Raw genomic sequence first — 24,831 nt, forward strand, 5'->3', positions numbered from 1 at the left:
AATGAATTGAACGGGGCATAAGGGCGACGATGAAGCACACTCTCTTTTCGCGGCTTTTGAAGGACCGCGCCGGCAATTTCGGTATCATGACGGCCGCCATGCTTCCGGTCCTTCTGGGCGTTGCGGGTTTTGCGATCGATCTCACGCACGTCATGGACGAGAAGACACGCCTGCAGGCGGCCGCGGATGCGGCTACTCTTGCCACCGCATCCGCCATGTCCGATGAGGGCGACATGAGTCAGTCGGAAGCAGAAACGTTGATGACGGACTTCTACGTCGAGCAGGCTGCACAGGAGATCAACAATTCCGACATGACCGAAGCCGAAAAGGCGGCAGCCTTGGAAGAGCTTAGGCGGAACACCGAGGCCATGGCACTGATGACGGTCGCCTCGAACACCACGACCAGCTATGACGTTCGTCTCAAGACGAGCTATGACGTGCCGCTCAGCGGCTTGAGCGCGGTTCTCGGGTTCAAGAAAATGACCATCAGCATCGAAAGTCAGTCTGCGAGCGCCCGCGAAGGCAACGCCCTGTCCATGTATCTGGCGCTTGACGAGTCCGGCTCCATGGCCTGGAATACGACGACGATCAATCCCGCCCAGCCGACGAAACAGGAAGCCTATAACTGCGGCTCCACATGGAATGGCTACTACTGGCAAACCAAGACCTGCTACAGGACCGTCGACAACTACCTGACCAAGATGCAATCCCTCAAGACCGCGGCTGGCGTCATGTTCGATGAACTGGACAAGGCCGATCCTGATGGGGAACTGGTCCGCGTCGGCGCGGATTCCTATGACGACAAGAGCAAGGCCGAGCAGAAGATCAACTGGGGAACCACCAAGGTTGCCACTTATGTGGACAACCTTCCGGCAGTTCCCGACGGCGGCACCGACGCCAGCGGCGCTCTGACCAATGCCTTGAGCGCATTGAAAAAGGCAAACAGCACCGAAAAGAACGCCCATGACGGGAAGGGCAATACCAGCTTCGAGCGCTTCATCGTTTTCATGACCGACGGCGAGATGACCGGCAACAGCAGCTCGTGGAACTCCACGATCGACGCCAAGGTGCGCGGCATCTGCGACCAGGCCAAGGCGGACAAGGACGCGGCGGGCAACGGCATCAAGATCTACACGATCGCCTTCATGGCTCCCGACAAGGGCAAGGCTCTGCTGAACTACTGCGCCACTGGTCCCGACTATTACTACGAGCCGGACAACATGACGCAGCTCGTGCAGAGTTTCGGCGAGATCGCCCGCAAGGCAGCCAAGACGGCTACCCGCCTGACGAACTAAGTTTCGACACGAACGCACTGCAAAAACGCCCTGCCCTTGCCGGCGGGGCGTTTTGCTTTGCGCGGGCAGAATAACGGGGCCGAGCAAAAATAAAACGAGCATTGCAAGCGCGTCATAACGGTGCATAAACTGTAGCCATACACCGTGCCGGATGGACTGAATCGGACGCTATCCTCCCGCTCCACCAGAAAGTTGGCGATATATGAACAGAACGTCTCCCACCGTTGAAATCCCCCAGCCGGCTCCCCGCAGTTCCCGCCCCGAAATCATGGCGGAAGAGATCATTGAGCGCCTGACCTACCGCATCGGCAAGGACGCCAAGGTGGCGAAGCCCCACGACTGGCTGACGGCGACGATCCTGGTGGTGCGCGACCGCATCATCGACAAGTGGATGGAAAGTACCCGCAAGGTCTACCGCACCGGTGACAAGCGCGTCTATTACCTCTCGCTCGAATTCCTGATCGGCCGGCTGATGCGCGATGCCGTCACCAATATGGGCCTGATGACGGAAATCCGCGACGCGCTTACCTCGCTCGGCGTCGATATCGACGTGATCGCCGGCCTCGAACCGGATGCGGCGCTCGGCAATGGCGGCCTCGGCCGTCTTGCCGCCTGTTTCATGGAGAGCATGGCGACGGTCGACATCCCGGCTTACGGCTACGGCATCCGTTACGTCCACGGCCTCTTCCGCCAGCAGATGGCGGACGGCTGGCAGGTGGAACTGCCGGAAACCTGGCTTGCCCACGGCAACCCCTGGGAATTCGAGCGCCGGGAAAGCTCCTACGAGATCGGCTACGGCGGCACGGTCGAGACGGTCGGCGGTTATGACGACCCGTCCCGTTATGTCTGGAAGCCGGCCGAACGCGTCATCGCCACGGCCTATGACACGCCGATCGTCGGCTGGCGCGGAAAGCGCGTCAACACGCTGCGCCTCTGGTCGGCCCAGCCGATCGATCCGATCCTGCTCGACGCGTTCAATGCCGGCGACCATATCGGCGCGCTGCGCGAGAGCAACAAGGCGGAAAGCCTGACCCGCGTCCTCTATCCGGCGGACGCCAATCCGGCCGGCCAGGAATTGCGCCTGCGCCAGGAGTTCTTCTTCTCCTCCGCCTCACTCCAGGACATCTTGCGCCGCCACCTGCAGCAATATCCGGATTTCACCAACCTGCATGAGAAGGTGGCGATCCAGCTCAACGACACCCACCCGGCCGTGTCGATCACCGAGATGATGCGGCTTTTGACCGACATCCACGGCATGGATTTCGAGCAGGCCTGGGAAATCACCCGTCAGACCTTCTCCTACACCAACCACACGCTCCTGCCTGAGGCGCTGGAAAGCTGGCCGGTGCCGCTCTTCGAACGGCTTTTGCCGCGCCATATGCAGATCATCTACGCGATCAACGCGCAGATCCTGCTGGAAGCCCGCAAGCAGAAAAGCTTCTCCGAGACCCAGATCCGCTCGATCTCGCTGATCGACGAGAACGCCGAGCGGCGTGTGCGCATGGGCAATCTCGCCTTCGTCGGCTCGCATTCGGTAAACGGCGTCTCGGCGCTGCATACCGACCTCATGAAGGAAACCGTCTTCGCCGACCTGCACACGCTCTATCCGGCCCGCATCAACAACAAGACCAACGGGATTACGCCGCGCCGCTGGCTGATGCAGTGCAATTCCGGTCTGACCTCACTGATCGAGGAAGCCATCGGCGACAAGTTCCTCGATGACACGGAGGCGCTCAAGGCGCTCGATGCTCACGCCGATGACCCTGCCTTCCAGGAGAAATTCGCCGCCGTCAAACGAGCGAACAAGGTGCAGCTCGCCAATCTCGTCGGCAGCCGCATGGGGATAAGGCTCGATCCCTCCGCCATGTTCGACATCCAGATCAAGCGTATCCACGAATACAAGCGCCAGCTTCTGAATATCGTCGAGGCTGTCGCGCTCTACGACCAGATCCGCTCGCATCCGGAACTCGACTGGGTGCCGCGTGTGAAACTTTTCGCCGGCAAGGCGGCGCCGAGCTATCACAACGCCAAGCTGATCATCAAGCTTGCCAACGACGTCGCACGCACCATCAACAACGACCCGGCGGTGCGTGGCCTCCTGAAGGTCGTCTTCGTGCCGAACTACAATGTCTCGCTCGCCGAGATCATGGTTCCGGCCGCCGATCTTTCCGAGCAGATCTCCACGGCCGGCATGGAAGCCTCCGGCACCGGCAACATGAAGTTCGCGCTGAATGGCGCGCTGACGATCGGTACGCTCGACGGCGCGAATGTCGAGATGCGCGATTACGTCGGCGAGGACAATATCGTCATCTTCGGCCTCAAGGCCGACGAGGTCGCCAAGGTCCGCGCCGACGGCCACAACCCGCGCGCCATCATCGACAGATCCCCGGAACTCGCCCAGGCCCTGAACGCCATCGCATCCGGTGTCTTCTCGCCGGACGACCGCTCGCGCTTCTCCGATCTGATCGATGGCATCTACAATCACGACTGGTTCATGGTCGCTGCCGACTTCGACGCCTATGCGGCAGCCCAGCGCAGTGTTGACCAGCTCTGGCTCGACCCTAAATCCTGGTATTCGAAGACGATTCGAAATACTGCCCGGATGGGATGGTTCTCCTCTGACAGAACTATTCGCCAATACGCGTCGGAGATCTGGAGAGCCTGATGACGAAATCGCCGCGCGTCCTCGATGACGGAAGAGCCCCAGGCGAAATTCCATCATCCGAGATCGAGGCGATTTTGGAAGGCAGGCACGCCAACCCATTCGCCGTCCTTGGGCTTCACAAGCTGAAGGACGGCTTCAGGGTCCGCTGCTTCATTCCAGGCGCCGAAGCCGTCACCGCGCTCTCCCTCAACGGAACGGAGCTCGGCGAACTCACCTGCCGCCATGAGGCCGGATATTTCGAAGGCCCCGTCAACGCCTCCCACCTCCAGCCGGTCCGTTACCGCGCTCGCCGCGGCGACAACGAATGGGCCGTCACCGACCCCTACAGTTTCGGTCCCGTGCTCGGCCCCATGGACGACTATTTCGTCCGCGAGGGTTCACACCTGCGCCTCTTCGACAAGATGGGCGCCCATCAGATGAAGCACGAGGGCGTCGAGGGCTTCCATTTCGCCGTCTGGGCGCCGAATGCGAAACGAGTCTCCGTCGTCGGCGACTTCAACAACTGGGACGGCCGCCGCCACGTGATGCGGCTGAGGGTCGATACCGGCATATGGGAAATCTTCGCGCCGGACGTCTCGGCCGGCTCTGCCTACAAGTTCGAAATCGTCGGCAAGAACGGCAAGCTCCTGCCGCTGAAGGCGGATCCCTATGCACGCCGCGCCGAGATGAGACCGGACACCGCCTCGGTCACCGCACCGGAACTCCTGCAGAAATGGGAGGATGCGGCCCACCGGGAATTCTGGGAAAAGGCCGACCATCGCCGCCAGCCGATCACCATCTACGAGGTGCATGCGGGCTCATGGCGCCGCAAGCCGGACGGCTCCTTCCTCACCTGGGACGAGCTCGGCGCCGAACTCATCCCCTATTGCGTCGACATGGGCTTCACCCATATCGAATTCCTGCCCGTTACCGAACATCCCTATGATCCCTCCTGGGGCTACCAGACGACCGGGCTCTTCGCGCCGACCGCCCGTTTCGGCGAACCGGAAGGTTTCGCCCGCTTCGTCAACGGCTGCCACAAGGTCGGCATCGGCGTCATCCTCGACTGGGTGCCCGCGCATTTCCCGACGGATGAGCACGGTCTGCGCTTCTTCGACGGCACCGCTCTTTACGAACATGCCGATCCGCGTCAGGGGTTCCATCCGGACTGGAACACCGCGATCTACAACTTCGGCCGCATCGAAGTCCTCTCCTACCTCATCAACAACGCGCTCTACTGGGCGGAGAAGTTCCATCTCGACGGCCTGCGTGTCGATGCTGTCGCCTCCATGCTCTATCTCGACTATTCGCGGAAGGAAGGCGAATGGGTGCCGAACGAATATGGCGGGCGGGAAAACCTGGAAGCCGTCCGCTTCCTGCAGAAGATGAACACGCTCTCCTATGGCGCCCATCCCGGCATGATGACGATCGCCGAGGAGAGCACCTCCTGGCCGAAGGTTTCCCAGCCCGTCCACGAAGGCGGCCTCGGTTTCGGCTTCAAGTGGAACATGGGCTTCATGCACGACACGCTGAGCTATCTGGCGCGCGAACCCGTCTACCGCAAGCACCACCACAGCGAGATCACCTTCGGCCTCATCTACGCCTTTTCGGAAAATTTCGTGCTGCCGCTCTCCCATGACGAGGTGGTACATGGAAAGGGTTCGCTGATCGCCAAGATGGCCGGCGACGACTGGCAGAAATTCGCCAACCTGCGCGCCTATTACGCCTTCATGTGGGGTTATCCGGGCAAGAAGCTGCTCTTCATGGGCCAGGAATTTGCCCAGTGGAGCGAATGGAGCGAGGCCCGCGAACTCGACTGGAATCTTTTGGCTTACCATCCGCATGAAGGCGTGCGCCGCCTGATCCGGGACTTGAACTTCTGTTACCGCTCCAAGCCCGCGCTGCATGCCCGCGACTGCGAAGGCGACGGCTTCCGCTGGCTGATCGTCGACGATGCGGAAAATTCCGTCTTCGCCTGGCTTCGGATGGCGCCGGGAGAAAAGCCGGTGGCGGTGATCAGCAACTTCACCCCCGTCTATCGGGAAAATTTCCGCATCCCCTTGCCAAACGAGGGAAGATGGCGGGAAATCCTCAATACCGATGCCGAGATCTACGGCGGCAGCGGCAAGGGCAATGGCGGCCGCGTTCAGGCGGTGAACGCGGGAGGAGCCGTCCATGCCGAAGTCACGCTGCCGCCGCTGGCAACGCTGATGCTGGAATTGGAACAACAGGCCTAGTGGAATAGGGAGGAGAATATGAACGAGAAGCGAATTCAGCCCCTTTCGCGCGACGCGATGGCCTATGTGCTGGCCGGCGGACGCGGCAGCCGATTGAAGGAACTGACCGACCGCCGCGCCAAGCCGGCCGTCTATTTCGGCGGCAAGGCACGCATCATCGATTTCGCCCTCTCCAATGCCCTGAATTCCGGCATCCGCCGCATCGGCGTCGCGACGCAATACAAGGCCCATTCGCTGATCCGCCACATGCAGCGCGGCTGGAACTTCTTCCGCCCCGAGCGCAACGAAAGCTTCGACATCCTGCCCGCCTCACAGCGCGTTTCGGAAACGCAATGGTACGAAGGCACCGCCGACGCGGTCTACCAGAACATGGATATCATCGAGGCCTACGCGCCCGAATACATGGTCATCCTCGCCGGCGACCACGTCTACAAGATGGACTACGAATACATGCTCCAGCAGCATGTCGATTCCGGCGCGGACGTCACCGTCGGCTGCCTGGAAGTGCCCCGCATGGAGGCGACCGGCTTCGGCGTCATGCATGTCAACGAAAAGGATGAGATCATCGCTTTCGTGGAAAAGCCCGCCGATCCGCCCGGCATTCCGGGCAATCCGGAATTCGCGCTTGCGTCGATGGGCATCTATGTCTTCCATACCAGGCTCCTGATGGAAGCCCTGAAGCGCGATGCCGAAACGCCCGGCTCCAACCGCGATTTCGGCAAGGACATTATTCCCTACATCGTCAATAACGGTAAGGCGGTCGCCCACCGCTTCGCCAATTCCTGCGTCCGCTCCGATTTCGAACGTGAGCCCTACTGGCGCGACGTCGGCACGGTCGATGCCTACTGGCAGGCCAATATCGACTTGACCGCCGTCACCCCCGAACTCGACATCTACGACAAGTCCTGGCCGATCTGGACCTATGCGGAGATCACCCCGCCGGCCAAGTTCGTGCATGACGACGAGGACCGCCGCGGCTCGGCCATCTCCTCCGTCGTCTCCGGCGACTGCATCATCTCCGGCTCGACGCTTTACAACAGCCTTCTCTTCACCGGCGTGCGTGCAAATTCCTATTCCCGCCTTGAAGGCGCCGTCATTCTCCCGAATGTCCGCATCGGCCGGCGTGCGCAGCTTCGCAATGTCGTCATCGATCACGGTGTAACCATTCCCGAGGGACTAGTGGTCGGCGAAGACCCGGAACTCGATGCGAAACGCTTCCGCCGCACCGAGAGCGGCATTTGCCTGATCACCCAGGCGATGATCGACAAACTGGATTTATGAGACGGAGTTCAGGGGTTTAATGCAGGTTCTTTCGGTTGCGTCGGAGGTCTATCCGCTCATCAAGACAGGAGGGCTTGCCGATGTCGCCGGCGCACTACCGCTTGCCCTGAAAGGCTACGGCGTATCGGTGAAGACGCTGATGCCGGGTTATCCGGCCGTGATGCGGATGGTGGAGAACGCAACGGTCCGGATGAGTTTCGAGAGCCTGCTCGGTGCCAAGGCCGACGTGCTCGAAGTCGAACATCAGGGGCTCGACCTGCTGATCCTCGATTCGCCGACCTTTTTCGACCGCCCCGGCGGGCCTTATGCCGATGCCACCGGCAAGGACCATTTCGACAACTGGCGGCGTTTTGCGGCTCTTTCCAAGGCTGGCGCCATCATCGCCCAGGGCGGCATGGCCCAGGGAGAATCAGGCTGGCAGCCGGATATCGTTCACGTGCATGACTGGCAGGCGGCCATGGTGCCGGCCTATATGCGTTACGCCGCCGAACCCGAAATCCCGACGCTTGTCACCATCCACAACATCGCCTTCCAGGGCCAGTTCGGCGCCGACATCTTCCCCTATCTCGAACTGCCGCCGCATGCCTTCGGTATCGGCGGCGTAGAATATTTCGGCGGCGTCGGTTATCTGAAAGCCGGACTGCAGACGGGCTGGGCGATTAGCACGGTCAGTCCGTCCTATGCCGAGGAGATCCTCACGCCCGAATTCGGCATGGGGCTCGAAGGCCTGCTCGCCTATCGCGCCGCCGATCTGCACGGTATCGTCAACGGCATCGACACCGGCATCTGGAACCCGGCCACGGACACGGCCGTCAAGGCGAATTACACCGCCGCGTCACTCAAGACCCGCGCCGCGAACAAGCGGGCAGTCGCCGAGCGTTTCGGCCTGATCGAGGACGATGGCCCGCTCTTTTGCGTCATCTCGCGGCTCACCTGGCAGAAGGGCATGGACCTTCTGGCGGAAGCGGTCGGCGATCTCGTCGAATTGGGCGCACGGCTTGCCGTGCTCGGCTCCGGCGACCGGGCGCTGGAAAATGCCTTCCATGCTGCCGCCGCCCATCATCCCGGCCGCATCGCCGTTCTCCCCACCTATGACGAGCCGCTGTCGCACCTCATGCAGGCGGGTTCGGATGCCATCATCATTCCCTCGCGCTTCGAGCCTTGCGGGCTCACCCAGCTCTATGGCCTTCGCTACGGCTGCATTCCCGTCGTTGCCCGAACGGGTGGCCTCAACGATACTGTCATCGACGCAAGCCATGCGGCACTCGCCGCCAGAACCGCGACCGGCGTCTCATTCGGCCCCGTCACCGCCGGCAATCTGCGCCGGGCGCTCCGCCGCGCAGTCCGGCTCTACCGCGATCCGAAGGTCTGGACCGCGATGCAGAAGCAGGGCATGAAATCCGACGTCTCCTGGGAAAAGAGCGCCGGTCTCTATGCCGAGCTTTATAAAAATCTCCTTGCAAGAAAAGGATCATGATCATGATCAAGACCGTTCACACCGCCCCCTATCAGGATCAGAAACCGGGCACATCCGGCCTGCGCAAGAAGGTCCCGGTCTTCGCCCAGGAGAACTATGCGGAGAATTTCATCCAGTCGATCTTCGATGCGCTCGAAGGCTTTGAAGGCAAGACGCTGGTGATCGGCGGCGACGGCCGCTACTACAACCGCGAGGTCATCCAGAAGGCGATCAAGATGGCTGCGGCCGCAGGCTTCGGCAAGGTCATGGTCGGCAAGGGCGGCATTCTCTCCACGCCCGCTGCATCCAACATCATCCGCAAATATCATGCCTTTGGCGGCATCATCCTCTCGGCCAGCCACAATCCCGGCGGCCCGACGGAGGATTTCGGCATCAAGTACAATATCGGCAATGGCGGCCCGGCGCCGGAAAAGATCACCGACGCCATCTTCACGCGATCCAAGGTGATCGATACCTATAAGATCGCCGACGTGGCCGACGTGGATCTCGACGCGCTCGGCTCCTTCAAGGTCGCCGGCATGCAGGTGGAGGTGATCGACCCGGTCGCCGATTATGCCGACCTGATGGAGCAGCTCTTCGATTTTCCGGCGATCCGCGCATTGATCGCGAGCGGCGTCCATGTCGCCATGGATTCCATGGGCGCCGTCACCGGTCCCTATGCCAAGGAGATCTTCGAAAACCGGCTCGGCGCACTGGAAGGCTCGGTGCGCAACTTCACGCCGCTGCCGGATTTCGGCGGCCATCATCCGGACCCCAACCTCGTCCATGCCAAGGACCTCTACGACGACGTGATGAGCAAGGACGGCCCGCATTTCGGCGCCGCTTCCGACGGCGACGGCGACCGCAACATGATCGTCGGCAAGGGCATGTTCGTGACCCCTTCCGACAGCCTCGCCATCATCGCCGCCAACGCCACGGTCGCGCCGGGTTATGCCAAAGGCATCGCCGGCATCGCCCGCTCCATGCCGACCAGTGCCGCCGCCGACCGGGTAGCGGAAAAGCTGAAGATCGGCATGTACGAGACACCGACCGGTTGGAAGTTCTTCGGCAACCTCATGGATGCCGGCAAGGTGACGGTCTGCGGCGAGGAAAGCTTCGGCACCGGCTCCGACCACGTGCGCGAGAAGGACGGGCTCTGGGCAATCCTCTTCTGGCTGAACATCATGGCCGCGCGCAACGAAGGCGTCGCCGAAATCGTCAGAAAGCATTGGGCCGAATACGGCCGCAACTACTATTCCCGCCACGATTATGAGGAAGTGAATACCGAAGCCGCCAATAACCTGATGGCCGCGCTGCGGGAGAAGCTCGCAACGCTTCCCGGCAAAACCTTTGGTTCGCTCAAGGTCTCCGCCGCCGACGACTTTGCCTATCACGATCCGATCGACGGCTCGGTCTCGAAGAACCAGGGCATTCGCATTCTCTTCGAGGGTGGTTCGCGCATCGTCCTCCGCCTCTCCGGCACCGGCACGTCCGGCGCGACGATCCGCGTCTATGTGGAGCGCTACGAGCCTGATCCGGCAAAACACGGCATTGACACGCAGGAAGCCTTGGCCGACCTCATCGCCATCGCAGACGAGATTTCGGAACTCAAGAAACGCACCGGCCGCGACAAGCCGAGCGTGATTACCTGATCTTTCTAATATTTGCCCCTCACCCTAACCCTCTCCCCGCTTGCGGGGAGAGGGGACGTGCCTCACGCAACGCCCAATAGGTAGGAAACCGGCGCGGCATATCTCCTTCTCCCCGCCAGCGGGGAGAAGGTGCCGGTAGGCGGATGAGGGGCAAAGCATCCCACCTGCTTACAGGACCCTCACGCCGCCCTGACGATTTCCACCAGTTCGACGTCGAAGACCAGGTCTTTGCCGGCGAAGGGATGGTTGGCGTCGACGGTCACGACCTGCTCGTCGATTTCGGTGACGACGAGCGGGATCGTGTTTCCGTCCGGCGTTCTGGTCTGCAGTTGCAGGCCGGGCTTGAGGTCGATATCCGACGGCACGGCCGAACGGGGAAGCGCGTGGACCTTGGCTGGATCATGCGCTCCGTAGGCCTCTTCAGCCGGCACGGTCACCGTCTGATGGCTGCCGAGTTCCATGCCGTCGATCTCCTTGTCGAGCCCCGAAAGGATCTGACCGGCACCGAGCACGAACTCCAGCGGAGGCTGGCCCGTCGACGAGTCGAACTCGGTGCCGTCGGTGAATTTTCCGATATAGTGAATCCGGACTGTGTCGCCGCTTTTGGCTTGCGTCATCTGTCTGGCCCTCTTTGCCTGAGGTTTGAAGGTGACCGCATACGGGTAACTGAATACGGCCGGCGAAACGGCCTTTTTTCCTTCGACCGGTCCCAAGACTAGGGAAATCGGCCGTCGAATGCAAATTAGGGCGCGGACGGCTTTTCGGCGATAGCCGGCGGCAGATGCTTCTTCACGATGAATTCACCATCAGGAGGGATGCTGGTCGGACGTGATCCGGCGGCTTTCGTCGGATGATCCTCCGGCCGGCCTCGCATGGCGCAACAGGACGGGCGCAACTGGGACTGGACGACCGCATGGTTCTTTCATCGCTCGGAGCAACGCTGACCGCAGACGGCTGTGATTTCGCGATCTGGTCGCACCGCGCGTCACGGATCGAGCTCTGTCTCTTCGATGCCGAAGGAAAACAGGAAACATCCCGCTACCGCCTCGTGCGCGGTCGCGATGATATCCATCGGGTCTCGGTACGCGGAGTGATGGAGGGACAGCGCTACGGCTACCGCGCCTGGGGCGCCTATGATCCCGACAAAGGCTCCTGGTTCGATCCGTCCAAGCTTCTCGTTGATCCCTATGCCCGCGAGATCGACCGGCCGTTCCGGCATGATGCAAAACTCTCCCTGTTCGGCGTCGACACCGCCGACCTCGTACCGAAAGCGGTTGTCACCCGTAATCCGCTCGCCAAAATCGGCAAGCCGCTCCTGCCGCCGGGCGGCTTCATCTACGAGATCTCGGTCAAGGCCTTCACCATCCTGCACCCGGAGATCCCCGAAGCGAGCCGCGGTACGGTCGCCGCACTCGCTCACCCTTCGATCATCTCCCATTTGAAGACGCTCGGCGTCGATGCGGTCGAGCTGATGCCGATCACCGCCTGGATCGACGAACGCCATTTGCCTCGCCTCGGTCTCTCCAACGCCTGGGGCTACAACCCGATCGCCTTCATGGCGCTCGACCCCAGGCTCTGCCCCGGCGGGATGAAGGAACTGCGCGAGACGGTCTCCGCACTCCACCAGGCGGGCATCGGTGTCATCCTCGATCTCGTCTTCAACCATACCGGCGAGAGCGACCGCCACGGCGCGACGCTCTCCATGCGCGGCCTCGACAACCTGGCCTATTACCGCCATGTGCCCGGCGAGCCGGGGCACCTCGTCAACGACACCGGCACCGGCAACACGGTCGCCTGCGACCATCCTCACGTGCGCCGGCTGATCATCGACACACTCCGGCATTTCGTCCTGCATGCCGGCGTCGATGGCTTCCGGTTCGACCTCGCGCCCGTAATCGGCCGCACGGCCAACGGCTTCGTCCCCGATGGGGAAACTATGAAAGCGATGATTTCCGATGAGGCGCTGAAGGATCGCGTGCTGATCGCCGAGCCGTGGGATATCGGCCCCGGCGGCTACCAGCTCGGCAATTTCCCCGAACCCTTCCTCGAATGGAACGACCGCGCCCGCGACGACATCCGCCGCTTTTGGCGCGGCGACCGCTGGACGACCGGCGCGCTCGCGACAAGGCTCGCCGGCTCCTCCGACATTTTCGCCCGCCACGGCCGTCATTCCACGCGCACGGTCAATTTCCTCGCCGCCCATGACGGTTTCACGCTGATGGATCTCGTCTCGCACGAGAACAAGCACAACGAAGCCAATGGCGAGGAGAACCGCGACGGCCACAACGACAATTTCTCCTGGAACAACGGCGTCGAAGGCGAAACGGACGATCCCGTCATCCTCGAAAAACGCCGCAGCGATGTGTCCGCTCTACTTTCGACGCTCTTCGTGAGCCGCGGCTTCGTCATGCTCACCGTGGGCGACGAGGCCGGCCGCAGCCAGCGCGGCAACAACAACGCTTACTGCCAGGACAACGCGATCACCTGGTTCGACTGGTCGAGGATCGACGGCAGGCTGGTGGAGCACACCGCCGCGCTCGCCACGCTCCGCAAACGCTTTGCGATCTTTTCCGAAACCGGCTTCCTGAACGGCAACGGCGATGTCCAATGGCTCTCAGTAGAAGGCAGGCCGATGGAGGTCGGCGACTGGGACGCCCCCGACAATTCCATGCTCGGCATGGTGCTCACGACGCACGATCGCCAGGCTGGGAGACCGACCCGGCTTGCCGTCCTCTTCAACCGCGGCCCGGAGCCGGCGACCTTTGCTCTGCCCGGCTGGAACTGGCGGCAATTCCCCTCCCGCGAGCTCTGGAACCAGATGCTTCCCGCCCGCTCCGTCCGCTTCTGCATCGAGGAATGATGCGGTGCAAAAATAATTCGCCAATCGGTCCAAACTCTGTAAAGTCCGCCCGCCGCCAGCGCAGTTCCCGGAGATGAAGTGGAGCGGTTTTCCGCCCGGAACTGCACCAATCGTTCTGGAAGAAATCAGTGAGGTCGCATGCGTGAAATTTCGCTCGTGGAAGTGCCGGGGCTTGTCGGCCAGGAACTCGGCATATCCGACTGGATTCTGGTCGATCAGACGATGATCAACCTGTTTGCCGATGCGACGCACGACCATCAGTTCATCCATGTCGATCCGGAGCGCGCCGCTGCCGAAAGTCCGTTCGGCGGAACGATCGCCCACGGTTTCCTGACGCTCTCGCTTCTGTCGGCGATGAATTTCGGCGGCGTGCCGAAAATCCGCGAACAGACCATGGGCCTCAATTACGGCTTCGACCGCATCCGCTTCATGTCGCCGGTGAAGACCGGCAGCCGCGTCCGCGGCCGTTTCGTGCTTTCCGACTGCCGTTTTCGCGGCGCCGGCATGCTGATGACCACCTACGAGGTGACGGTCGAGATCGAGAACGAGAAGAAGCCGGCGCTGACGGCCAACTGGATCACCATCATCCAGTTCGACCCCAAGGACCGGCCGGAGGGCGTGTGAGCCATGGCGTCCGAAGCTGAGATCAGGCAGGCCTTCCGCGAACAGATCGTTGCCGGCCAGACGCTGGATTCCCCTTTTACCGCCCGCCTCGGCGCGCTGATGGTGGAACGCCTCGACGGCTCCACAACGGTCGGCCGGAGGGTGCTGGCCTGGGAAGGCGACCCCGGCACCCGCGGCGACCTGCTGCCCACCCGGCTTGCCGGCGCTTTGCATGCGCTCGTCATCGACGGCAGGGACGAGGGGCTGAAGGCCGTCTATCCGCCGAACGAGGTCAGCGACGACGCGCTCTGGAGCGGCATCATCCATGCCTTCGGCGAACACGAGAACTTCATCCTCGAACGCCTGCGTTTCGCGCCGCAAACGAACGAGGTGCGTCGGTCGAGCGCGCTGCTCGCCGGCTTCCTCACCATCGCCGACCTTTTCGGGAAGCCCCTGGTTCTTTCGGAATTCGGCGCCAGCATGGGCCTCAACCTCAACTGGGACCGCTATCATCACGATCTCGGCGGCTTCCTGTGGGGTGATCCCTCGTCTCCCGTGATGCTGAAGCCTCGTTGGGAGGGCGGGTCGCCGCCGCGTGCCGAGATCGCCGTGCAGGATCGCGCCGGCTGCGACCTGAACCCGCTCGACCCGAACGCGCCCGAAGACAGCCTGCGGCTCCTCTCCTATCTCTGGGCCGACCAGCCCGACCGGGTGGAGCGTACCCGCGCAGCGATCGAAGTCGCCCGTATCAACCATGTCCTGGTCGAAAAGGGCGACGCGCTCGCCTGGCTGAAGGAAAAGCGGCTCGCGAACCTTTTGCCCGGCACCGTACATGTCGTCTACCATTCGATCGCCTGGCAATACCTGCCGCCGGATGCCCGCGCGAGAGGCGAGGCGATCATCGCGGAAGCCGGCAGCCGCGCCACCGAAGACGCCCCCCTCGCCCGCCTTCAGATCGAGATGGACGACAATCCGGACGGTGTGACGCTCAGCCTGCAGATCTGGCCGACCGGCGAACGCCGCGAACTCGGCCGCACCGACCCCCACGGCCGCTGGGTGAAGTGGCGGGGGTGGTGAAACGTCGGAATGCCCGGGTCGGGACCCGGACGCCTCCTATGCCTGATGCCCTGCCGCTTCCAGGATGAGCCGGGTGATCTCCTGCGGGTGAGAGATCAATGACAGATGACTGGCCTTCAACTCGATGGTCCTGGCGCCCATGCGCTTGGCCATGAACCGTTCGAGGTCCGGATTGATCGTCCGGTCTTCCGTCGAAACGGCATAGAAACTCGGTTTCGAACGCCAGGCCGCCTGCGTGGTCTTGCCCGTGAGCAAGGCCTTGTGGAACGGCTGCTGAACCGCGTAAAGCACCTTCGCCTTCGCTTCCGGCAGGTCCCCCGCGAAATCGCGCAGGAACGCGGCTTCGCTCAGACGTCCCTCGTCGCCGTCGAAGACGATGCCGGCCGTGGCGGGCGGCGTCGGAAATGTCTTGGCCAGCGCCGTATAGTCCTCGCCCGCATCCGGCGCACGCGCCGCCACGTAGACGAGCGACGAAACGTTGGGGTGCATGCCGGCTTCGGTGACGATCATCCCGGAAAAGGAATGCCCGACCAGGACCGTGGGACCGTCCTGTCGCGCCAGTACGCGTTCGGCGGACGCGACCGCTTCGGGCAATGTCGTCAGAGGATTCTGCACGCTCGTCGCATTGAGGCCGGCTGCCTGCAAACGGCCGATCACCTCGGACCAGCATGATCCGTCGGCAAACAGCCCGTGCACAAGCACGACATTGCGCGCCTTCAGCGGCGCGGAAGGAGCGGCCATGCCGCGGCTCGCGATGAGGGAAGCGGCTGCGCCTGCCACCAGGGCGGACGAAAAGGTACGTCTGTTCATCAGCATTTGCTTTTCTCCAATGATACTCGGCGGGAACGCCCGACCAGGGGTGCGGATAGGGCATGCGTACTGAAGCTCAAAACTTCTGCGGTTCCGGAGACAAAATTGCAGTCACAGGCAGCAAGCCTCTCTTTGCTTCAAGCAAATTCTTCAGAGACTTCCGAGGCCTATTTCGGCCCTACGCGCTTCGAACTTCACGGATGAAATATGCAGGCCGGAAGCTCGTCGTTCTACATTCCTGGAGTATTAATCGGATCATATGAGCAGATGACCGCCGGCATACCTAAGTATACTTGCGGAGGCGCGCAGCCAACGAATCCTGCCTCACCGGCAAGGATCCGTCCAGCCTAAAACGCTGCGTCCCGCGCGCCTTCAGACAGCAGTCCGAAGGCATAGTCCGAAAACGACCGCCAGACCTCTACCCGGAACGCATCCTCTGCGGTCCTTAAGAGCACGATCTCCACCTTGCCGAAGACGGTGCGCGAGCATGCGCCGACCGGAAAGGCGGCAAGCGAAAGATCCTGCGGGCAGCCGGTATTGATCGCCGCAGCAGCGCCGGGACCGGAAACCAGGATCGCCGTGTTGCGGTGGGAAATATCCACCGCCGAATGCAGCACGCCGGAATTCGTCGCCTCCTGCATGAGCCCGGCGCCTTCTTCGCCGATCACCAGCCACTCGTCCGGCCCGAGCCATAGCGCCGTGCGGCCGTTGGCGGAAGCGGATGTCTTCGGCTTTACCGGCAGGTCGAGGCCAAGGGCTCCCGACAGCGCCGCCACGTCCTCGGGTCTCGCGCGCAGCGAGAGGCGTTCTGCCGGGGGCGCGGCCTCCAGCCGGACGGCGGAGGAGCCTCCGTAACTGCCGGAAAGGGGCAGACTACGAATTACTGGATCAACCATGGATGCGGCCTCCTTGCTTGTCGAAGAACACCATGTCGGTCACTTCCACTTCGATCGTCCTGTCCTTCATCGGCACGTAGAGCGTTTCGCCCATGCGAGCTCTCCCGCCGGCAACCAGCGCCAGCGCGATCGATCGGCCGCAGTTTTCCGACCAGTAGGATGAGGTGACATGCCCCAGCATGGTCATCGGCTTCGGCTGGTTCGGATCGGCGACGACCTGCGCCCCCTCTTCCAGCACGTCCGCTGGGTCCTTCGTCAGGAGCCCGACAAGCTGCTTGCGGCCCTCGCGGACGAGGTCGGGACGCTTCAGGCCACGGATGCCGACGAAATCCGTCTTCTTCTTCGAAACCGCCCAGTCGAGGCCCGCATCATCCGGCGTCACCGTGCCGTCGGTATCCTGGCCGACGATGATATAGCCCTTCTCGGCGCGCAGCACGTGCATAGTCTCAGTGCCGTAGAGGCAGGCACCCATGCCTTCCGCCTGTTCCCATATCGCCTTCCAGACGGCCGGGCCGTAATCGGCCGGCACGTTGATTTCGTAACCGAGTTCACCGGTAAACGAGACGCGGAAGAGCCTTGCCGATACGCCCATGACCGAGCATTCCGCCACATTCATATGCGGGAAGGCCTCGTTGGAGAGGTCGACGCCCTCGACGAAGGGCTGGATGATCTCGCGCGCCTTCGGCCCCTGCACGGCGATCACCGCCCATTGTTCCGTGGTCGAGGTCAGCCAGACCTTCAAATGCGGGAATTCCGTCTGGAGATAATCCTCCATGTGATGCAGCACGCGCGGCGCCCCGCCGGTCGTGGTGGTCACGTGGAAACGGTCCTCCGCAAGCCTTCCCACGACGCCGTCATCATAGATGAAGCCATCCTCGCGGGTCATGATGCCGTAGCGGCATTTGCCGGGTTTCAGCGTATCCCAGGCATTGGTGTAGAGGAGGTTGAGGAATTGCGCCGCGTCCGGCCCGACCACTTCGATCTTGCCGAGAGTCGAGGCGTCGAACACGCCCGCCACATCGCGCACTGTCTTGCATTCGCGGTTGACGGCCGTCGCCATGTCCTCGCCGCGCTTCGGGAAATACCAGGCGCGCTTCCAGTTGCCGACATCCTCGAATTCGGCGCCTTCTGCCGCCTCGAACTCATGCATCGGCGTCCTGCGGGCCGGATCGAAGAGTGGCCCACGTGAATGGGCGACCAGCGTGCCGTAGGTGACCGGCGTGTAAGGCGCGCGGAAGGTGGTGAGCCCCACCTTCGGGATCGGTCGTCCGAGCATTTCCGACGCGATCGCCAGACCATGCATGTTGGAGAGCTTGCCCTGGTCGGACGCCATGCCGTTCGTCGTGAAGCGTTTGATATGCTCGATCGAATGCATGCCCTCGCGCACCGCAAGGCGGATGTCCTTGGCCGCCACGTCGTGCTGGAAATCGATGAAGGCCTTCACAACCGTCTCCGGCCCCGCGCCTTCCGCCGCGCCGATCATGCCGCCGGTCCACTCGAACCTGTTCTCCCCGGAGAGAGCCATGGCACCGCCGCCTGCCTCAATCGCCTCGTCGATCAGCTCGGCAAGGTCGTCCGTGCCGTTGCAGGCGCCGACCGAAACGCAGTCCTGCGCGTAGATATCCGGCAGAAAACGCTGGTTCTGTTCATCGAAGCGCAGTTTTCCGCGCGACTGCGAGAAGAGGTGTACGGAGGGCGTCCAGCCGGCCGAGACAATCAGTGCATCGACCGCGATCTTGCGGGCATTCGAGCCGCCGTTGCGGGCAACCGTCATCGAGGAGATGCGCAAGCGGCCGGAGGTATCGGTGACGGAATGACCCGTCAGCACATCGATGCCGAGCGACCGGGCTTCCGCAAGAACCGCCTCGTCTGGATTTGTCCGGTTATCGACGATCGCGGCGATCGCCACACCGGCCCGCTTCAGGTCGAAAGCCGCCTCATAAGCCGAATCATGCGCGGTGTAGACGCCGACATTCTTGCCGACCGCGACGCCGTGATGGTTGAGGAAGGTCCGCGCCGCAGAGGCCAGCATGATGCCCGGCCGGTCGTTGTTGGCGAACACCATGTGCCGCTCGATCGCGCCTGTCGCCAGGATGACGCGCTTTGCCCTGACCTGCCACAACCGCTCGCGCGGCAGGTCCCTGCCGGGCCTGGCCAGATGATCGCTCACCCGCTCCACCAGCCCCAGGAAGCCGTGGTTGTAATAGCCGAAGACGGTCGTGCGGGTCAGCACCGTGACGTTCGGCATGGCCTTCAGCTTCGCGGCGAGGCCTTGCACCCAGTCATAGCCGTTCTGCCCGTCGATCGTCGCCGCCGCATCGAAATGCAGCGCACCGCCGACTTCCGGCTGTTCGTCCACGAGGATGACGGATGCGCCGGTCGAGGCGGCGGAAAGCGCCGCCGTCAGGCCGGCAACGCCTGCGCCGGCAACCAGCACATCGCAATGGGCATAGCGGCTGGCATAGTGATCCGGATCCTCTTCCGTCGGCGCGACGCCGAGGCCGGCGGCGCGGCGGATGAAGGGCTCGTAGAGCTTCGCCCAGGCTTCCTTCGGCCACATGAAGGTCTTGTAGTAGAAGCCGGCCGCGAAGAACGGCGAAAGCAGGTCGTTGAAAGCACTGACATCGAACCTCAGCGACGGCCAGCGGTTCTGCGAGGCAATCTTCGCACCGTCGAACACTTCCTGCACGGTGGCGCGCACGTTCGGCTGGCGGCGGGCAGCGTCGCGCGCAACGTCGATGAGCGCGTTCGGCTCTTCCGCCCCGGCGGAAAGGATGCCGCGCGGCCGGTGATACTTGAACGAACGCCCGACGAGATGCACGCCATGCGCCAGGAGCGCCGAGGCGACCGTGTCGCCTTCCATCGCCGTGTAGCTCCTGCCGTCGAAGGTGAAGCGCGCAGTACGCGCCGGCGTCAGGCGGCCGGCACCCTTGATGCGGAAGGCACCGAGATTATCCGGAGAACCGCTCATCTTGCGTCTCCTTCTGTCGCCTCATAGGTCTCCACGGTCTTCTCGCTGGCGCCGCTTTCCGGCAGCGGCTGTTTCGGCAGGCCTGCCTTGTAGGTCATCAGGAACCTGTCGCTCACCGTGTCGCGCGCCGCGTTGAAGAAGCGGCCGCATCCATGGATGTGCCGCCAGCGCTCGTAGGTGAGGCCTTTTTCATTGTTGCGCAGGAAGAAATATTCCGCGAATTCCTCGTCGGAGATCGCCGCGATATTTTCCGGCCGGGCGATATGCGCCTCGCCGGCCCAGCGGAATTCCAGCTCCGAGCGATCTTCCTCGCAATAAGGGCAATGGATCAAAAGCATGCGGGGCTCCGCAGGGTTTGGGAGGATGAATGTGAGCGAGGCAGGCTCCCACTGATCTCCCCCCTTGTGGGGGAGATGTCACCGAAGGTGACGGAGAGGGGTAGCGACGGTGCGGCAAAGACAGTTGCCGGCGAATATGCGGAAAGGCCTACCCCCCTCTGCCCTGCCGGGCATCTCCCCCTTAGGGGGGGAGATCGATATGCCGCGCTGTCTTCCTCCATAAGCGACCGCCATCCTATGCAGCGAATGGACAAAACCTGATCCGGAACCCGAAACATCCCACGCCCCCTCAATGTGCGACAGCGGCCGCCGCCGCCTCGTCGATCAGCCGGCCGGTGCGGAACCGGTCGAGCGTCAGGCCGGCAGCCAGTCGATGCGGCTCGCCCTTGGCGATCAGGTGGGCGAAGAGGTTCGCCGAGCCCGGCGTCGCCTTGAAACCGCCTGTACCCCAGCCGCAATTGACGAAGAGGCCCGGCACCGGCGTGACGCCCTGGATCGGCGAGCGGTCCGGCGTGTTGTCGGTGATGCCGCCCCACTGGCGCATCATCTTCACCCGCCGGAAGATCGGGAAGAGCTCGCAGATGGCATCGAGCGTATGGGTGATGATCTGCAATCCGCCGGTCTGGGAATAGGAATTGTACTGGTCGGTGCCGGCGCCGATCACGAGTTCGCCCTTGTCGGACTGCGAGATATAGGCATGCACCGTGTTCGACATCACGACACAGGGGAAGATCGGCTTCAACGGTTCCGAGACCAGCGCCTGCAGCGGGTTGGAATGAAGCGGCACGCGCACGCCCGCCATTTCCATGACGACGGAGGAGTGTCCGGCTGCCGAAACCCCGATCTTCTTCGTGCCGATGAAACCCCTCGTGGTTTCAACACCCGTCACCTCGCCGTTCGCGCCTCGGCGGATGCCGGTCACCTCGCAGTTCTGGATGATATGCACACCGCGATCGGAGGCCGCGCGGGCATAACCCCAGGCGACCGCGTCGTGGCGGGCGGTGCCGCCGCGCCGCTGGAGTGCCGCGCCGTTGATCGGGTAACGCGCCGTCTTGGAGATGTCGAGAACCGGAACGAAGGCTTTCGCCTGTTCCGGCGTCAGCCATTCGTTGTCGATGCCGTAGAGCCGGTTGGCGTTAATGTGCCGCTTGAAGCTCTGCATGTCGTGGGTATTGTGCGACAGCATCATCACGCCGCGCGGCGAATACATGACATTGTAGTTGAGCTCCTGGCTCAAGCCCTCCCAGAGCTTCAGCGAATGCTCGTAAATGTCCATGCTCTCTTCATAGAGATAGTTGGACCGGATGATCGTCGTGTTGCGGCCGGTATTGCCACCGCCAAGCCATCCCTTCTCGATCACCGCGACATTGGTGAGGCCGTGCTCCTTGGCGAGATAATAGGCAGCACCAAGGCCGTGCCCGCCGGCGCCGACAATGACGACATCATAGGAGGAACGCGGCTCCGGCGAGGTCCACTGCGCTTCCCAGCCTTTATGGGCGCGCATCGCCTCGCGGGCTATGGCGAAAACCGAATATTTGCGCATCTCGCCTTCAGACTCCTGGGATCGTTGGCTCGGTGATGTTGGATCGGCATTCTCGGTAGTGCGATACCCATCGCAAATCAATATGCGCCACAATGGCTGTTTTGCGACGCGTGAGACGATTGTTTCGACACGCGGCAAAAGGACCCGGATCCATTTTCGCGAGAGTTTGAACGGAGCATATGGACTTCCACGGACTCATCTGCTATGCCGCATCACCAATCGCACGGTTAACGCCGGGCGGACGTTATTTTTCGTCCTCTAATCGTACCGATGAGGGCGAGCAACCAAACCAAAGGAACGGGATTCACGTGCAGGTACTAGTCCGCGACAACAATGTCGATCAGGCGCTCCGCGCTCTCAAGAAAAAGATGCAGCGCGAAGGCATTTTCCGTGAAATGAAAATGCGCGACTACTACGAGAAGCCGTCGCAGAAGCGCGCCCGCGAAAAGGCCGAAGCTGTTCGTCGCGTCCGCAAGCTGGCTCGCAAGCGCGCTCAGCGCGAAGGCCTGATCGCCGGCGGTCGCACCGGTCGTTGATCGGCCGCTTTTTCGACGTTTTCCTGTGCTTTCAGGGCGGTGGCGACAAGGGCGCCGCCGCTCTTTTGATTTGGTCTTGAACCAATTGCATGTCGCCCCGAAAGCGGGAACCGGTTTTGGGACAACGACAGGCAAGGGAACAAGAAATGCTCTTTGCCCGATACGAGGAAACGCGCCTGATGGCCGCCAAAACTGCCGTTCTGATTCGTGGAACCCAAATTTCCGGCCTTTCAACCATCGTTTCTCCCCTCCGCGGCAAGACCGCGCTTGTCCCTGCGTTGTTCGCCATGCTGGCGATTGCCGGCTGCTCGACGACCTCCACCGACATGATCACGGTTGACCGTGCCCAGGGCAGCCAGGAAAATATCTCCTCGCTCTCGGCGGTCATCAATGCCAATCCGAATGATCCGGAAGGGTACAATGTCCGCGGCACGGCTTACGGACGTGCAGGCGAATTCTCCCGCGCGCTTGACGACTTCAATCGCGCCATCCAGCTCAATCCGCAGTTCTACCAGGCCTATGCCAACCGGGCGCTCGTCTATCGCAACATGGGCAAGCCGGTGGACGCCGCCAATGACTACAACCGGGCACTGCAGATCAACCCGAGCTATGATGTCGCCTATATCGGCCGGGGCAATATCTACCGTCAGGCGGGCCGCACCAACGAAGCCTTCAACGATTTCTCCAAGGCGATTGAACTCGATACGACCGACGGCCGCGCCTATCATAACCGCGGCCTGATCTACCAGCTTCGCGGCCAGCATGCCCAGGCGATCGAGGATTTTTCCAAGGCGATCTCGCTCTCGCCCAATTCGGCAGAACCCTATAACGGACGTGGCATTTCCTACGTCGCGCTGAATGACGACGACAACGCCTTCGCCGACTTCAACCGCGCGATCGAGCTGAACGACAAGCTCGCCGAATCCTGGGCGAACCAGGCGCTGGTCTACGAACGCAAGGGCGACAAGTCACGCGCCTACCGATCCTATTCGCACGCTGTGCGCCTCGACCCGAATTACAAGCCCGCCGTTGACGGCGCTTCCCGCACCCGCGCGACAAGCTGAGACTCCGCTTCATAGCACTCGAGGCGTGGAAGGTTTTCCGTTGCCGAGTCTATTGGTCGCTGGCCTCGTCGCGATAAAGATCGAAATCTTCGAGCAACCGACCCACGAAAAAGCCCGGCATCGCCGGGCTTTTATACTCACTATTCAGCAATCGCTTGCGTCAGTGCTTCATCGCCTTGACGATATCTTCCGTCATCTTCTTGGCGTCGCCGAGTAGCATCATCGTACCGTCCTTGTAGAACAGCGTGTTGTCGATGCCGGCGTAACCGGAGCCGAGCGAGCGCTTGACGAACAGGCAGGTCTTGGCCTTGTCGACGTCGAGGATCGGCATGCCGTAGATCGGCGAGGACTTGTCGTCGCGCGCCGCAGGATTGGTGACGTCGTTGGCGCCGATGACATAGGCGACGTCGGCTTGCGCGAACTCGGCATTGATGTCTTCCAGTTCGAAGACCTCGTCATAGGGCACGTTCGCCTCGGCGAGCAGCACGTTCATATGGCCCGGCATGCGGCCGGCGACCGGATGAATGGCGTATTTGACCTCGACGCCGTGCTCCTTCAGCGTGTCGGCAAGCTCACGCAGCGCATGCTGCGCCTGGGCGACCGCCATGCCATAGCCCGGCACGATGATCACCTTCTCGGCGTTCTGCATCAGGAAGGCAGCGTCGTCGGCCGACCCCTGCTTGACGGTCCGCTGCACGCCGTCGTCGCCGGAGGCCGAAGCGGTCTCGCCGCCGAAGCCGCCGAGGATGACGGAGATGAAGGAGCGGTTCATGCCCTTGCACATGATGTAGGACAGGATCGCGCCGGACGAACCGACCAGCGCGCCGGTGATGATCAGCGCCAGGTTGCCGAGCGTGAACCCGATGCCGGCGGCCGCCCAGCCGGAATAGGAATTCAGCATCGATACGACCACCGGCATGTCGGCGCCGCCGATCGGCACGATGAGCAGCACGCCGAGCGCCAGCGCCAGCCCCACGACCAGCCAGAAATCGAAATGGCTCTCGGTCTGCACCAGGCCGACGATGAAGACGACGATCAGCACCAGCAGGCCGATATTGATGAAATGCCGGTAGGGCAGCAGGATCGGTTTGCCGGACATGCGCCCATCGAGCTTCAGGAAGGCGATGACCGAGCCGGTGAAGGTGATCGCACCGATCGCGGCACCCAGCGCCATCTCGACCAGCGCCTGACCGTGGATCTCACCGATCTCGCCGATGCCGAAGGAGTGCGGCGCATAGAGTGCCGCGGCCGCCACCATCACGGCGGCGAAACCGACCAGCGAATGGAAACCGGCGACAAGCTGCGGCATCGCCGTCATCGGAATGGTGCGGGCGATATAGGCCCCTGCCCCGCCGCCGATAGCGAGCGCCAGCACGATCAGGATGAAACCGCCGAAGGTCGGCGTGGCGAGCAGAAGCGTGGTGACGATGGCGATTGCCATGCCGACCATGCCGTAGATATTGCCCTGACGGCTGGTGGTGGGGTGGGAAAGCCCCCGAAGCGCCATGATGAACAGCACGCCGGAGACGAGGTAAAGGAAGGCTGCGAGATTCTGCGACATCGTCTAG

Annotated in this window: 18 protein-coding genes; 11 read left to right on the forward strand and 7 right to left on the reverse strand. The window is 62.4% G+C overall.

Translation table 11 applies throughout. The features are described 5' to 3' along the window. Positions 1 to 29: 29 nt before the first annotated feature. The 6 genes from ABK249_RS06075 to ABK249_RS06100 all read left to right on the forward strand — a co-directional run bounded on the left by ABK249_RS06075 (position 30) and on the right by ABK249_RS06100 (position 10,565). Entirely contained in the window at positions 30 to 1,295 is a 1,266-nt protein-coding gene (locus tag ABK249_RS06075) for a TadE/TadG family type IV pilus assembly protein (protein ID WP_052183042.1), read from the forward strand. 202 nt (positions 1,296 to 1,497) lie between these two features. Then, positions 1,498 to 3,960, forward strand: coding sequence for a glycogen/starch/alpha-glucan phosphorylase (locus tag ABK249_RS06080; protein WP_227703797.1), 2,463 nt, complete (start codon positions 1,498 to 1,500; stop codon positions 3,958 to 3,960). After that, positions 3,960 to 6,176: a 1,4-alpha-glucan branching protein GlgB gene (gene glgB, locus ABK249_RS06085; protein ID WP_348862433.1), complete on the forward strand. Its 2,217-nt coding sequence runs from the start codon at positions 3,960 to 3,962 to the stop codon at positions 6,174 to 6,176. The genes ABK249_RS06080 and glgB overlap by 1 nt, the downstream gene beginning before the upstream one ends. A gap of 18 nt (positions 6,177 to 6,194) precedes the next feature. Further along, the gene (gene glgC, locus ABK249_RS06090; protein ID WP_037155862.1) at positions 6,195 to 7,457 is read left to right on the forward strand and encodes a glucose-1-phosphate adenylyltransferase; all 1,263 of its coding nucleotides are present in this window, start codon (positions 6,195 to 6,197) and stop codon (positions 7,455 to 7,457) included. A gap of 19 nt (positions 7,458 to 7,476) precedes the next feature. Further along, complete coding sequence (gene glgA, locus ABK249_RS06095) at positions 7,477 to 8,934, forward strand: glycogen synthase GlgA (protein ID WP_348862434.1); 1,458 nt, start codon at positions 7,477 to 7,479, stop codon at positions 8,932 to 8,934. 2 nt (positions 8,935 to 8,936) lie between these two features. Beyond that, positions 8,937 to 10,565, forward strand: a complete 1,629-nt coding sequence (locus ABK249_RS06100) for an alpha-D-glucose phosphate-specific phosphoglucomutase (protein ID WP_348862435.1) — start codon at positions 8,937 to 8,939, stop codon at positions 10,563 to 10,565. Positions 10,566 to 10,744: 179 nt separating this feature from the next. Here ABK249_RS06100 and ABK249_RS06105 read toward each other — a convergent pair whose 3' ends face one another. Beyond that, positions 10,745 to 11,182 (reverse strand): FKBP-type peptidyl-prolyl cis-trans isomerase, encoded by a 438-nt coding sequence (locus ABK249_RS06105; RefSeq protein ID WP_037155857.1) that lies wholly within the window; start codon positions 11,180 to 11,182, stop codon positions 10,745 to 10,747. Positions 11,183 to 11,478: 296 nt separating this feature from the next. Here ABK249_RS06105 and glgX point away from each other — a divergent pair, with 296 nt between their 5' ends. The 3 genes from glgX (at position 11,479) to ABK249_RS06120 (ending at position 15,105) form a co-directional block, all read left to right on the forward strand. Then, positions 11,479 to 13,425: a glycogen debranching protein GlgX gene (gene glgX / locus ABK249_RS06110; protein WP_348862436.1), complete on the forward strand. Its 1,947-nt coding sequence runs from the start codon at positions 11,479 to 11,481 to the stop codon at positions 13,423 to 13,425. A gap of 138 nt (positions 13,426 to 13,563) precedes the next feature. Next, positions 13,564 to 14,049: a MaoC family dehydratase gene (locus tag ABK249_RS06115; RefSeq protein ID WP_037155853.1), complete on the forward strand. Its 486-nt coding sequence runs from the start codon at positions 13,564 to 13,566 to the stop codon at positions 14,047 to 14,049. Positions 14,050 to 14,052: 3 nt separating this feature from the next. After that, entirely contained in the window at positions 14,053 to 15,105 is a 1,053-nt protein-coding gene (locus ABK249_RS06120) for a DUF2332 domain-containing protein (RefSeq protein ID WP_037155851.1), read from the forward strand. A gap of 36 nt (positions 15,106 to 15,141) precedes the next feature. Here ABK249_RS06120 and ABK249_RS06125 read toward each other — a convergent pair whose 3' ends face one another. The 5 genes from ABK249_RS06125 to ABK249_RS06145 form a co-directional block, all read right to left on the reverse strand. Further along, positions 15,142 to 15,921 carry an alpha/beta fold hydrolase gene (locus tag ABK249_RS06125; RefSeq protein ID WP_037155848.1) on the reverse strand — a complete coding sequence of 260 codons (780 nt, stop codon included), beginning with the start codon at positions 15,919 to 15,921 and terminating at the stop codon, positions 15,142 to 15,144. 341 nt (positions 15,922 to 16,262) lie between these two features. Continuing rightward, positions 16,263 to 16,811 (reverse strand): sarcosine oxidase subunit gamma, encoded by a 549-nt coding sequence (locus ABK249_RS06130; RefSeq protein WP_348862437.1) that lies wholly within the window; start codon positions 16,809 to 16,811, stop codon positions 16,263 to 16,265. Then, positions 16,804 to 19,782 (reverse strand): sarcosine oxidase subunit alpha, encoded by a 2,979-nt coding sequence (locus tag ABK249_RS06135; RefSeq protein ID WP_348862438.1) that lies wholly within the window; start codon positions 19,780 to 19,782, stop codon positions 16,804 to 16,806. Before ABK249_RS06135 ends, ABK249_RS06130 begins: the two co-directional genes overlap by 8 nt. After that, positions 19,779 to 20,120 carry a sarcosine oxidase subunit delta gene (locus tag ABK249_RS06140; protein ID WP_037155840.1) on the reverse strand — a complete coding sequence of 114 codons (342 nt, stop codon included), beginning with the start codon at positions 20,118 to 20,120 and terminating at the stop codon, positions 19,779 to 19,781. Before ABK249_RS06140 ends, ABK249_RS06135 begins: the two co-directional genes overlap by 4 nt. A 289-nt stretch (positions 20,121 to 20,409) precedes the next feature. Next, complete coding sequence (locus tag ABK249_RS06145; RefSeq protein WP_348862440.1) at positions 20,410 to 21,663, reverse strand: sarcosine oxidase subunit beta family protein; 1,254 nt, start codon at positions 21,661 to 21,663, stop codon at positions 20,410 to 20,412. A gap of 308 nt (positions 21,664 to 21,971) precedes the next feature. Here ABK249_RS06145 and rpsU point away from each other — a divergent pair, with 308 nt between their 5' ends. Beyond that, complete coding sequence (gene rpsU, locus ABK249_RS06150) at positions 21,972 to 22,199, forward strand: 30S ribosomal protein S21 (protein ID WP_037155834.1); 228 nt, start codon at positions 21,972 to 21,974, stop codon at positions 22,197 to 22,199. Between the two features lie 287 nt (positions 22,200 to 22,486). Next, positions 22,487 to 23,263, forward strand: a complete 777-nt coding sequence (locus tag ABK249_RS06155; RefSeq protein WP_233470299.1) for a tetratricopeptide repeat protein — start codon at positions 22,487 to 22,489, stop codon at positions 23,261 to 23,263. 160 nt (positions 23,264 to 23,423) lie between these two features. Here ABK249_RS06155 and ABK249_RS06160 read toward each other — a convergent pair whose 3' ends face one another. Further along, positions 23,424 to 24,824 carry an NAD(P)(+) transhydrogenase (Re/Si-specific) subunit beta gene (locus ABK249_RS06160; protein ID WP_037155832.1) on the reverse strand — a complete coding sequence of 467 codons (1,401 nt, stop codon included), beginning with the start codon at positions 24,822 to 24,824 and terminating at the stop codon, positions 23,424 to 23,426. Positions 24,825 to 24,831: the final 7 nt, after the last annotated feature.

Source organism: Neorhizobium phenanthreniclasticum (genome assembly GCF_040066075.1).
In the GTDB taxonomy this organism is placed as follows: domain Bacteria; phylum Pseudomonadota; class Alphaproteobacteria; order Rhizobiales; family Rhizobiaceae; genus Neorhizobium; species Neorhizobium petrolearium.

Coding starts and splice junctions, on each gene's coding strand:
- ABK249_RS06145 (WP_348862440.1), bottom strand. CDS start 21,663: ATGCGCAAATATTCGGTTTTCGCCATAGCCCGCGAGGCGATGCGCGCC.
- ABK249_RS06160 (WP_037155832.1), bottom strand. CDS start 24,824: ATGTCGCAGAATCTCGCAGCCTTCCTTTACCTCGTCTCCGGCGTGCTG.
- ABK249_RS06075 (WP_052183042.1), top strand. CDS start 30: ATGAAGCACACTCTCTTTTCGCGGCTTTTGAAGGACCGCGCCGGCAAT.
- glgA (WP_348862434.1), top strand. CDS start 7,477: ATGCAGGTTCTTTCGGTTGCGTCGGAGGTCTATCCGCTCATCAAGACA.
- ABK249_RS06125 (WP_037155848.1), bottom strand. CDS start 15,921: ATGCTGATGAACAGACGTACCTTTTCGTCCGCCCTGGTGGCAGGCGCA.
- ABK249_RS06135 (WP_348862438.1), bottom strand. CDS start 19,782: ATGAGCGGTTCTCCGGATAATCTCGGTGCCTTCCGCATCAAGGGTGCC.
- glgB (WP_348862433.1), top strand. CDS start 3,960: ATGACGAAATCGCCGCGCGTCCTCGATGACGGAAGAGCCCCAGGCGAA.
- ABK249_RS06115 (WP_037155853.1), top strand. CDS start 13,564: ATGCGTGAAATTTCGCTCGTGGAAGTGCCGGGGCTTGTCGGCCAGGAA.
- glgX (WP_348862436.1), top strand. CDS start 11,479: ATGGTTCTTTCATCGCTCGGAGCAACGCTGACCGCAGACGGCTGTGAT.
- ABK249_RS06100 (WP_348862435.1), top strand. CDS start 8,937: ATGATCAAGACCGTTCACACCGCCCCCTATCAGGATCAGAAACCGGGC.
- ABK249_RS06120 (WP_037155851.1), top strand. CDS start 14,053: ATGGCGTCCGAAGCTGAGATCAGGCAGGCCTTCCGCGAACAGATCGTT.
- glgC (WP_037155862.1), top strand. CDS start 6,195: ATGAACGAGAAGCGAATTCAGCCCCTTTCGCGCGACGCGATGGCCTAT.
- ABK249_RS06080 (WP_227703797.1), top strand. CDS start 1,498: ATGAACAGAACGTCTCCCACCGTTGAAATCCCCCAGCCGGCTCCCCGC.
- ABK249_RS06130 (WP_348862437.1), bottom strand. CDS start 16,811: ATGGTTGATCCAGTAATTCGTAGTCTGCCCCTTTCCGGCAGTTACGGA.
- ABK249_RS06155 (WP_233470299.1), top strand. CDS start 22,487: ATGCTGGCGATTGCCGGCTGCTCGACGACCTCCACCGACATGATCACG.
- ABK249_RS06140 (WP_037155840.1), bottom strand. CDS start 20,120: ATGCTTTTGATCCATTGCCCTTATTGCGAGGAAGATCGCTCGGAGCTG.
- ABK249_RS06105 (WP_037155857.1), bottom strand. CDS start 11,182: ATGACGCAAGCCAAAAGCGGCGACACAGTCCGGATTCACTATATCGGA.